Below are 9,534 nucleotides of genomic sequence, written 5' to 3' on the forward strand. Positions count from 1 at the left end.
TGAGGGCAAAATATGTGGATAACTGAGCTTTTTCAGGGTTCATGTTGGGAAATTCTGGAAAAATTGTGGATAACTATAAAGTAGATCCTGGAAAGCTGGACAATTTGGTATTACGCAAAGGTCTTCTATCATATCAGCAAAATACAGATAAAGGAAATGATCATGCACAACAGCAAGTCCCAGTGGTTGATCAGGGCCCTGTTTTTGCTGGCCATGATCGGAGGAATTACCATGACAAACGCCAAAACGATATACGACTTCAGCGCCGAGCGGATCGACGGCAGCGCTGAAAGCCTGAAAACCTATGAAGGAAAAGTGCTGCTGGTGGTGAACACCGCCAGCAAATGCGGCTTTACCAAGCAGTATGACGGCCTGCAGAAGCTCTGGGAGCAGTATCAGGACCAGGGCCTGGTGGTGCTGGGCTTTCCCGCCAACAACTTCATGCGCCAGGAACCAGGCGACAACGAAGAGATCGAGAGCTTTTGCAAGCTGAATTTCGGGGTCAATTTCCCCTTGTTCTCAAAGATCTCGGTGCGGGGCAAGGACATCCATCCGCTCTTCGCCTGGCTGACCTCCAAAGAGGACAATCCCGAGTTCGCGGGCAAAGTGAGCTGGAATTTCAACAAGTTCCTGATCTCCCGCGAAGGGCTTTTGATCAACCGCTTCGGTTCACAGACCGAGCCTTTGTCCAAAGACCTGGTGGAGGCCCTGGAAGCCGCTTTGGGTAAATGAACCCTACAACAACAAAAACACCTGATTCCGCAGGCGGCGGATGAAAGCATCGAACCAATCAAAAAGCCCGGCGCAGTGCCGGGCTTTTTATATCTTGCCATGTGATGGTCAGATGAAGAGGTTGAGGTTGGCTTGTTCGGCTTCGGAGAGGTAAGTAGCCACTCCGCCAATGGTTACGCCTTCCAATAATTCTTCCGGCGCCACGCCCATGATATCCATGGACATCTGGCAGGCGATCAGTTCCACCCCGGCTTTTTGGGCCTGCATGATCATCAGTTCCAGCTGGTCCACGTTTTTGTCTTGCATGCGTTTGCGCATCAGGATGGGGCCGAGGCCGGCGAAATTGATCTTGGAAAGTCCCAGCGAGCGGCTGCTGCCGGGCATCATCAGGCCGAACATCTTGCCCATAAGGTCTTTCTGAACCTTGGGCTTGTTGTGTTTCTTGATCACGTTCAGCCCCCAGAAGGTGAAGAACATGGTGACCCTTTTGCCGGTGGTGGCGGCGCCGTTGGCGATCACGAAGGCGGCCAAAGCGCGGTCCAGATAGTCGCTGAAGACCACTATGGTCTTGTTGCGTCCGCCGGCTGAAGCGCCGATTTCCTCGCCGCCGCCCTTGAGGACGGTGGCCACGTATTTTTTTCCCACTTCCTCGATGCCGATCAGGGTGTTTCCAGTCATCCGGCACCAGGCGGGAACGTCTTTCACAAAGCCGGGATCGGTGGCGGAGATGCGCAGTTTGTCGCCTTCCAGCAGTTTGTCCATCTCGATCTTGAGGCGCATGATGGGCCCGGGGCACTGTAGCCCGCAGGCGTCGGCTTCCACGGTGCGTCCGACGGCGGTGGCGGTTTCGTCTTTTTTATACATTTGGTCGTCCTTGGCGATGTAGTCGTGGGCAAAGATGTCCTCGTTGGTTTGGGGTTGGTGGGCCTGCTCGAAGGTGGAGAAGCCTCCGCTGAGGTTGTAAACCTCGTCAAAGCCTTTCTGGGCCAGGATGCGGGAGGCGAAGTAGCTGCGGTGGCCGGTGCCGCAGAAGACCACTATCTTTTTACCCTGGGGCACCTCGTCCAGGCGTTCGCGCAGGTCGTCCACGGGCAGGTTGACGGCCCCCTTGATGCTGCCCAGGCCGAATTCCATGGGGGTGCGCACGTCGATCAGGACCGAGTTCGCGGGATCGAGCTGCTCAAGTTCGTTCCAGTGGATGATCCTGGAGACTCCGGCGAGGATGTTTTCCGCCACCATTCCGGCCAGGTTCACGGGGTCCTTGGCGCTGGAAAAGGGAGGCGCGTAGGCGTGTTCGAGCTCCACGAGGTCGTGCACGGTCTCTTTGTGTTTGATGATGTGGGCCAGCATTTCGATGCGTTTGTCCACGCCGTCGAAACCAACCACCTGGGCCCCGTAGAGGCGTCCGTCCCCGCTGGAGAAGGCGATCTTGATGGTGAGCGGCAGGGCTTCCGGATAGTAGCCCGCGTGGGAGGAGGAATGGATGATGGAGGTGAGGTGGGGAATGCCTTCCTGCTGCAGCGCTTTCACAGAGATGCCCGCCGCGGCCACCGTGATGTCGAAGATCTTGGCGATGGCGGTGTTGATCGAGCCGCAGTACTTGCGCCGGTTGCCCAGCACGATGTTGTCGGCGGCGATGCGGCCCTGTTTGTTGGCGGGGCCGGCCAGATAGGTGAGGAAGGTTTTGCCGGTGATGGGATTGGCCATGGCGATGGCGTCGCCCACGGCGTAGATCTCGGGATCGGAGGTTTGCAGAAACTCATTCACCATGATCCCCTTGTTGGGGCCAAGTTCCAGGCCCGCGGCCTCAGCCAGGCGGCTGTCCGGCTTCACGCCGATGGAGAGGATCACCAGGTCCGCGGGGATAGCCTTACCGCTGGCCAGGCGCACCTTGAGCCCGGCGCCGTCGCGCTCGAAGGCCTGCACGGCCTCGCCCAGATAGAGTCCCACGTTTTTGGCCTTCAGATGCTGGTGCACCTGAGCCGCCAGCTCAAAATCCAGATAGGTCATCACCTGCGGGGCCATCTCCACGATGGAGACCATGATACCCCTGTGGTGCAGGTTTTCGGCCATTTCCACACCGATGAAGCCGGCCCCCACCACCACGGCGTGGCGCACCCGGTGCTCATCCAGATATTCACTGATGCGGTCGGTGTCGGGAACGCTGCGGAGGGTGAAGATGGCCGGATCGTCGATGCCCGGCAGGGGCGGGCGAACGGGTTCCGCACCAGGAGAAAGCACCAGTTTGTCGTACTTTTCGCTGTACTCCCGCCCGCTCTTGAGGTCTTTGGCGGTCACCGTTTTTGCCGCGCGGTCGATAGCGGTGATCTCGGTGTTGGTGCGGATATCCACATTGAGCCTGGCTTTGAAGCTGTCCGGGGTCTGCACGAAAAGGCGCTCCCGGTCGGTTATCACCCCGCCGATGTAGTAGGGCAAGCCGCAGTTGGCATAGGATATATAGTTGCCGCGCTCGAACATGATAATCTCGGCGTGTTCGTCCATCCGGCGCAGGCGGGCGGCTGTGGTGGCACCGCCGGCCACACCTCCCACGATGAGGTATCTGGGCATGGTATCTCCTTCAGGGAAAGATAGTTGGCGAACCCTGCCCGGGAAGCTTCCCAGCCGCGCGGAACACTGGTCCCCACTTTAAAGATACGCAAGATATGTTCCCCGGCAAACAAAATCCTGTGAAATAGACCGCCCTGAACAGATCGACCCGGAAAATTTGGCGGGCGGGGAGGGTCGGCCAGCCTGGCCTGAACGCCGTCGCTTCCTGGCCCGGTGCCGGAGTTTGGTTCACGATCTGCGATTTCTGTTGACAGGAAACAGCCGCTTGGCAAAATTGAGTTTCACACATCGCTAAAAAAAGGAGTCGTCATGATCAGAGACCGTTTCTTCCGTGTCCACAGTGACCGGGAAGCCCTCTACGCCAGGGTTTTGCGCCCCCTCTGGCGGGACGATGAGGAGGTATTGCTACAGCTTTCCGTTTTTAGCGCAACATTGAAGCCTCTGCGGTGATGGACCCGCACCCGCCCTGAAGGCGGGACGCTTTTTTTGAAGGTTTTTCCCAAGAGCCGGTTCAATCCCGGGTTTTCCTTTGCCTTCACCAACCCATTAAACCACAGAGGAGAAAACACATGCAAGCACTTGGCAGACAGATACTGGTCGAATTTTACGACTGCGATAAAGACATCCTGCAGGACGAACAGGCCATCCGCACGGCCCTCATCGACGCCTGCGTGATCGGCAAAGCCACCGTTGTAACGGACACCTTCCATTCCTTCAGCCCCCACGGCGTCAGCGGCGTGGTGGTGATCGCCGAATCCCACGTGGCCATCCACACCTGGCCGGAATATGGCTACGCGGCGGTGGACATCTTCACCTGCGGCCAAACCATCGAGCCCTGGGACCTCTTCCACCACCTGGAAAAATGCTTTAAAAGCAAACACAGCAGCAAGATGGAGATCCGGCGCGGCCTCTTCGAAACCGGTGGGGAACCCCTCAAACACAAACCGGACTGAAGCCTTTGAACCACTGGCACACGGATTTTCACAGCCCCCACCGCGGCCTCACCTTCGCGGTGGAACAACTGCTCCACACCGAACAGAGCGCTTTTCAGAAGATCGAGGTGCTGCAAACCCCCGCCTTCGGCAAGGTGTTGCTGCTGGACGACGTGCTTATGCTCACGGAGACGGATGAGTTCACCTACCACGAAATGCTGGCCCATCCGGCCCTGTTCAGCCATCCGGAGCCCCAAAGCGTGCTCATCATAGGCGGCGGCGATTGCGGCACCCTCACCCGGGTGCTGCAGCACAGTACCGTCAGCCGGGTTTTGATGGTGGAGCTCGACGAGCGCGTCACCAGGGTCTCCAAACGCTTTTTTCCCCAATTGGCCAAAGCCGGGGACGATCCCCGCGCGGAACTGCTTTTCGCCGACGGGATCGGATTTGTGAGGGACACGGAAGAGCAATTCGACGTCATCCTGATCGACAGCACCGATCCCGTGGGGCCGGCGGAGGGATTGTTCCGTGAGCCCTTTTTCGCGGATTGTCGCCGCGCCCTCAAGCCCGGCGGGATCTTGTGTTTGCAGTCGGAAAGCCCCTGGATGCCTGAACTGGGAAAGGTGATCGGCGAGGTCCACCGCGACCTCCGCTCCCTCTTTCCGCTGGTGAGGGCTTACAGCGCCGCCATCCAGACCTACCAGGCCGGCCTCTGGCTCTTCCAACTGGCCTCCACCTCCCCCGACCCCCTCGCCCCGGAAGTGGGGGCCAGGATCAGCTCCGCCGCCCTTCCCACCCGCTATTACAACCGCGACCTGCACTACGCGGCCTTTTCCCTGCCCACTTTCGTGCTGGAGCAACTCGGCTGAGTTTCGGATAAGCATTTTGTCGCCAGCCCCGGGGGATAAACCTTGACAATCAGGCCCGGGCATTTTTTTGTCCCTCCATTGCTTGGAAAGCTACAAAGGCTTTTCCCGCAAGTTTTTCCATTCTATCCAAAGGAAGTACGCCATGCCGATCAACTACCAAGAGACCAAGTCCCAAATCCTCTCTTTCCGCCCCGCCTATGAAGCCAAGCTGAGCCAACTGGCCGCGCTCGAACTCCCAGCCAGCTTTCCCCTGCGGGAATTTTTCTCCGCCTCGCGTGAGGCCATCCTTCAGGGCGCTGAATTCTCCCGCCTGCTGGCCAGCGATCCGGAATTCAAAGCCATTACCTTGGAAGAACTTAAGGCCATGAACGCGGAGTTCTACGCCCCGGTCGAACCCCAGACCGGCTACCCCAACTGCATTGCCAACCCCGATCACACCGTTCAGCTCTTCGGAGACGGTCTGGGCCAGTTCTGCGCGGCCGTTTACTCCGGCTTCCGGGCTTGCCGCCATTACCTTATCAGGGAAGACTATCTTGGCCTCGACAGCCAGCTGCAGCTCTTTTTCGACCTTCACGCCCTGGCCGCCGCGGGTGACACCGACCTGGCCGCCTGGACCTCCGCCTACCGGAAATCCCGCCTGAACGAGCTCGAACTGGCGGTCACCTGGGGCAATCTGACCAGTTACATCCCCGATTTCAGCTATTTTGCCAATATCGTGAAAACAGCCGACCTGGCCGATCTCCGCTACCTTTACCGCTACGGAGCGCACCTCAGCGAACACGACCTGGCCATGGCGGAATTCCTGAGCGCCTACCCCGCCGGTGAGCTGGAGGCTATAGCGAAATTCATCGTCCAGAGCTGGGTGGACGGCTTCACCCGCGCCAAAAAGGATTACCGGATCAAGAGATTCGCGAACCTGATGATCCCCTGTGGCATGGAGCGCCTGGGGCGCCTGCTGATCACTGAACTGGAGCGCATCGGAATCACTCCGCTGGTGGGCCAGCCCCACAGCCAGGGCATCAACAAGCAGTACGGCTACGACCACCGTTTCGACAGCGCCCTCCTGCTCGATCGCGAGTACGTGGACCTGCAGCTGGAGGCGGTGGCCAAGTCCCTGGAAGGACTGAAGGAAACCATCTCGCTGCAGGCCGGGCCCGTTTACGTGGAGCTGTTCGGCGAAACACCCTTCTCGCCGGAAGCCAAGGCCACCGCCCTCAAACTGAGTGCCGATCAGCAACTGCTTAACCGCGAACAGCGCGGGCGCTTCGCCGAAATGTACTACCAACACTATCGTCGCGAGGAAACCAGCTTCACCATCATCGCCTTCCCCTCCCCGGAGATCGGCCCCAAATTCCGGGAAATATTCGCCGACACCCTGAAGATAAACCTTCTGGATTCAAACAAATACGCCCAGATCCAGCAGAAGCTCATCGACGTGCTGGACACCGCGGAATTCGTGCACGTGAAAGGCAAACCCGACAACGACACCGACATCCTGGTGAAAATGCACACCATCACCGATCCCGACAAGCAGACCAACTTCGAGAACTGCGTGGCCGACGTGAACATCCCGGTGGGCGAAGTCTTCACCTCGCCGAAACTTACCGGCACCACCGGCACCCTGCACGTGGAGGACATCTACCTGGGCAGCCTGCGCTACTTCAACCTGAGGATGCGCTTCGAGGATGGCTGGGTGAAGGATTACTCCTGCACAAACTTTGACGACCCCGCCGAAGGCAAAAAGTACATCCACGAAAACCTGTTGCTGCCCCACGACACCCTGCCCATCGGCGAATTCGCGATCGGCACCAACACCCTGGCCTACCAGATCGCCCGCAAACACGGCATCCAGGCCCTGCTGCCCATTCTCATCATCGAAAAAATGGGCCCCCACTTCGCCATCGGCGACACCTGCTTCAGCCACGAGGAGGAAGCGCCGCATCCGAACTTCCTGAACGGCAAGGAGATGATCGCGGTGGACAACGAGAAATCCGCCACCCGTAAGGAAGACCCCATCGGAGCCTACACCCAGAAACACATGGACATCACCCTCCCCTACGACATGCTGGCCTCCATCACCGCCCTCAATCCTGACGGCAAACAGCATTTCATCATCCAGGACGGACGCTTCGTGGTGCCCGGCACCGAGGAACTGAATATCCCGCTGGATGAACTGACCACCTGACCCGGGATCAGCGCCCTGATCCTGGTTGACGATATCCCCGGGCCGGAGCCCTGACAGCTTCGGCCATTTTTTTCAGGCTCTCTTTCAAACAGAGTGGGTTGAGAAATCGGCTGGATACAGAACTTTCAACCGCCTACTCGGTTTGAAAGAGAGCCATTTGTAACCCCAATGCCGGCTCATCCGGGCTCGGATCCATCCGATCTGAAGGCACCTCCCCACAACTGCTATGTTTGTGGAGAATTGTCCACACCTCCAAGCAGGGATGGAACATCATTCATAAGCTTAATCCACTATAAAACAGCAGTATGGGCACCTTAATAATACATAAATAAATCTTGACACAATTTATCGATGTAGCTACGAGTGTAATTGAAATCACTGCTCGCAACCGCCATTCTTTTCATAGATTGTGTTCTGGCACAAATAGTGGACGCGTTTACCCATGCTGAGCCTTTTTCAGCCCTGCGATTAGCCTGAAACGCGCATCCGGCCTTGTCCGCGGCGCGGCGGAAATCCGGCAGCCAAGTCGTGCCTGCGGTACCCGGTCAGGATCAAAAAAGCGGGCAAGACAATCATGGTGTGAAACCTGCCGTCACCCGGCTTTGCGGAGTCCGGGCCAGACAGATCGAATGCACGGCTTAGGCATTTAACAAAGGAGTTAAAATGAAAAAGCTGATCTTTGCGTGTCTTATCGTTATTCTGGGCGTCCTTCTCGCCGCCCAGACCGATCCTCAGTGGCTGTGGGCGTCCAGGGCAGGTGGTGCGGGCAACGACATTGGCTACAGCATGTCTCGCGACAATGCCGGTAATCTCTATTGTACAGGTATTTTTTTGGATGTCGCCCAATTTGGGGATACCCATCTTGCCACTGCTGGAAACAATGATATCTTTGTGGCCAAGCTGGATCCCAGCGGCAACTGGCTCTGGGCTGTGCGGGCCGGTGGAACTGGTGATGACAGGGGAATGGTTGTTTCCGCTGATGGTGACGGAAACAGCTACATTATTGGATATTTTAACGGTTCTGCCGACTTCGGTTCGACCACACTTACCAGTGCTGGACTTGCCGATATGTTTATTGCCAAGCTGGATCCCAGCGGTAATTGGCTCTGGGTAAAACACGCCGGAGGGCTTGGTGACGATGTTGGACAGACCGTCATCATCAAAGAAGGATACTGCTATCTGACAGGGTACTTCAGCGGCACTGCCAGTTTTGGTGCGATATCGCTCAGCAGCGTCGGCAGCGGCGATATTTTTGTTGCCCGGCTGGACACCAATGGCAACTGGCTCTGGGCAAAACGCGCCGGTGGAACCGGTCACGATGAAGGGGATAGTGTTTCCATCGATGGTAGCGGAAATTGTTATATGTCTGGCTACTTCCATAATTCCGCCACTTTTGGCTCCCACTCGCTCACCGGCAGCGGCTGGGATGTGTTCGTCACTAAGCTTGATCCCGAAGGCAATTGCCTCTGGGCAAGCAGTGCCGGCGGTTCCGGAACGGAAGGAGGCTGGTCGTTATGCGCCGATGCCAACGGCAACTGCATTGTGACCGGTCCCTTCTCGCACTCAGCGACCTTCGGCAACACCACTCTGCATTGCCTCGGTTCGCAGGATATCTACATCGCCCGGCTGGATAATGAGGGCAACTGGCTTTGGGCGCGGCGTGCGGGTGGTTCTTACGTTATGAGCGAGAATACTGATGTTGGCTGCAACGTCATCCTCGACGACAGCGGGAACTGCTGTGTGGCAGGCTATTATTATGGCGAGGACGCGGATTTTGGTGCTTTAGTGCTGCCCAACGGTGGTTACTACAATCTCTTCATTGCCTGGCTGGACGTATCTGGCAACTGGCTCTGGGCGATAACCTGCAACGGTTTTTCCAATGACAGCTGTTGGAGTGTATGCCTGGATGGCGAGGGAAATACATACGCCACTGGAGCTTTTTCCTTCTCAATGAACTTCGGCGATACCCAGCTGACCAGCGCAGGTGAAAGGGATGTCTGGGTGGGCAAACTCTCTCCCGTGGTGCCAGTGGATGACGACCTGACTCCCGGGCTTGAGGGTGTCTCGTGCCTCTATAACGCTTATCCCAATCCCTTCCGGCAAAGCGAAACTGCTTTGATAATACCATTTCGCTTGCATAATTCCAAATATAGGTTATTGTATCTCCAGTTTCAGTTTACTGGAGGTACAGATGAGACAGATCCAAGTAAGTGACAAGATGCCGGCAGAAGAGCTCAAGCGCCGGATG

7 protein-coding genes are annotated in these 9,534 nt (G+C 57.3%); 6 read left to right on the plus strand and 1 reads right to left on the minus strand.

The annotated features are described in order from the left end of the window. Positions 1 to 231: 231 nt before the first annotated feature. Positions 232 to 732: a glutathione peroxidase gene (locus LHW45_10350; GenBank protein MCB5285972.1), complete on the plus strand. Its 501-nt coding sequence runs from the start codon at positions 232 to 234 to the stop codon at positions 730 to 732. Between the two features lie 108 nt (positions 733 to 840). Here the strand turns inward: LHW45_10350 and LHW45_10355 are convergent, their stop codons facing one another. Continuing rightward, the gene (locus tag LHW45_10355) at positions 841 to 3,300 is read right to left on the minus strand and encodes an FAD-dependent oxidoreductase (protein ID MCB5285973.1); all 2,460 of its coding nucleotides are present in this window, start codon (positions 3,298 to 3,300) and stop codon (positions 841 to 843) included. A 309-nt stretch (positions 3,301 to 3,609) separates the two neighbouring features. On the opposite strand from LHW45_10355, the gene LHW45_10360 reads away from it, so the two are divergent. From LHW45_10360 to LHW45_10380, 5 genes are all read left to right on the plus strand, one after another. Beyond that, positions 3,610 to 3,750 carry a hypothetical protein gene (locus tag LHW45_10360; GenBank protein ID MCB5285974.1) on the plus strand — a complete coding sequence of 47 codons (141 nt, stop codon included), beginning with the start codon at positions 3,610 to 3,612 and terminating at the stop codon, positions 3,748 to 3,750. Between the two features lie 119 nt (positions 3,751 to 3,869). Beyond that, positions 3,870 to 4,253 carry an adenosylmethionine decarboxylase gene (gene speD, locus LHW45_10365; protein ID MCB5285975.1) on the plus strand — a complete coding sequence of 128 codons (384 nt, stop codon included), beginning with the start codon at positions 3,870 to 3,872 and terminating at the stop codon, positions 4,251 to 4,253. Positions 4,254 to 4,258: 5 nt separating this feature from the next. After that, the gene (gene speE, locus LHW45_10370) at positions 4,259 to 5,101 is read left to right on the plus strand and encodes a polyamine aminopropyltransferase (GenBank protein ID MCB5285976.1); all 843 of its coding nucleotides are present in this window, start codon (positions 4,259 to 4,261) and stop codon (positions 5,099 to 5,101) included. A gap of 142 nt (positions 5,102 to 5,243) precedes the next feature. After that, the gene (locus LHW45_10375; GenBank protein MCB5285977.1) at positions 5,244 to 7,286 is read left to right on the plus strand and encodes an aminopeptidase; all 2,043 of its coding nucleotides are present in this window, start codon (positions 5,244 to 5,246) and stop codon (positions 7,284 to 7,286) included. A 663-nt stretch (positions 7,287 to 7,949) separates the two neighbouring features. Next, entirely contained in the window at positions 7,950 to 9,500 is a 1,551-nt protein-coding gene (locus tag LHW45_10380; protein MCB5285978.1) for a hypothetical protein, read from the plus strand. The last annotated feature ends 34 nt before the right edge of the window (positions 9,501 to 9,534 follow it).

Source organism: Candidatus Cloacimonadota bacterium, from assembly GCA_020532085.1.
Taxonomy (GTDB): domain Bacteria; phylum Cloacimonadota; class Cloacimonadia; order Cloacimonadales; family Cloacimonadaceae; genus Syntrophosphaera.

Coding starts and splice junctions, on each gene's coding strand:
- LHW45_10350 (MCB5285972.1), top strand. CDS start 232: ATGACAAACGCCAAAACGATATACGACTTCAGCGCCGAGCGGATCGAC.
- LHW45_10355 (MCB5285973.1), bottom strand. CDS start 3,300: ATGCCCAGATACCTCATCGTGGGAGGTGTGGCCGGCGGTGCCACCACA.
- LHW45_10360 (MCB5285974.1), top strand. CDS start 3,610: ATGATCAGAGACCGTTTCTTCCGTGTCCACAGTGACCGGGAAGCCCTC.
- speD (MCB5285975.1), top strand. CDS start 3,870: ATGCAAGCACTTGGCAGACAGATACTGGTCGAATTTTACGACTGCGAT.
- LHW45_10375 (MCB5285977.1), top strand. CDS start 5,244: ATGCCGATCAACTACCAAGAGACCAAGTCCCAAATCCTCTCTTTCCGC.
- LHW45_10380 (MCB5285978.1), top strand. CDS start 7,950: ATGAAAAAGCTGATCTTTGCGTGTCTTATCGTTATTCTGGGCGTCCTT.